We start from the raw sequence: 466 nt of genomic DNA, 5'->3' as shown, positions 1-466 counted from the left end.
GTTGCGATAATGATACAAGTTGCATTGGTCTTGCATGAGTTTTCACGAAGTAGAGTGGGTTTTAGGTTCGCTAACCACAGCCATTGATCCTGAGTTAGTGCTTCTGTCTCATGGATATAGAGTGTTCCACCTTGATGCTTCAAGAACAGTTGCAAAATAAACTGATGGAATGTCGCTTCGTCACTGCGTGGCAAATTAAACGCAGCGACAGGGCAAAGCTCCGCGGTTTGATGACTGTGTAAATCATGGGTGTATTGTGCTGTGACCCTTTTCCCCGTCCCTAAATCACCAACAAATAATAGAAGTGGGTTAGTTTTGGTATCTAGGGTGATCAATTCTCGGCGTAATGCCTGCATTGATGGTGATTGACCAATCAGTTTCGGGCCAACCTGATTTTGCATTGCCAACTCTTTACGCAATAGGTTGTTCTCTTCAACCAGTGCGAGCTTATCTGCGGCTTTTTTAA

General features: G+C 44.2%; 1 protein-coding gene. It reads right to left on the bottom strand.

Features of this window, described 5'->3' with window-relative positions; translation table 11 throughout:
• Positions 1 to 466, bottom strand: a 466-nt coding sequence (locus AB4512_RS22525) for a sigma 54-interacting transcriptional regulator (protein WP_372175760.1), incomplete at both ends; no start/stop codon positions are given.

Origin of the sequence: Vibrio sp. 10N.222.52.B7 (assembly GCF_041474275.1) — a bacterium.
Taxonomy (GTDB): domain Bacteria; phylum Pseudomonadota; class Gammaproteobacteria; order Enterobacterales; family Vibrionaceae; genus Vibrio; species Vibrio crassostreae_C.
This window is presented reverse-complemented; position numbering and strand designations above follow the sequence as displayed.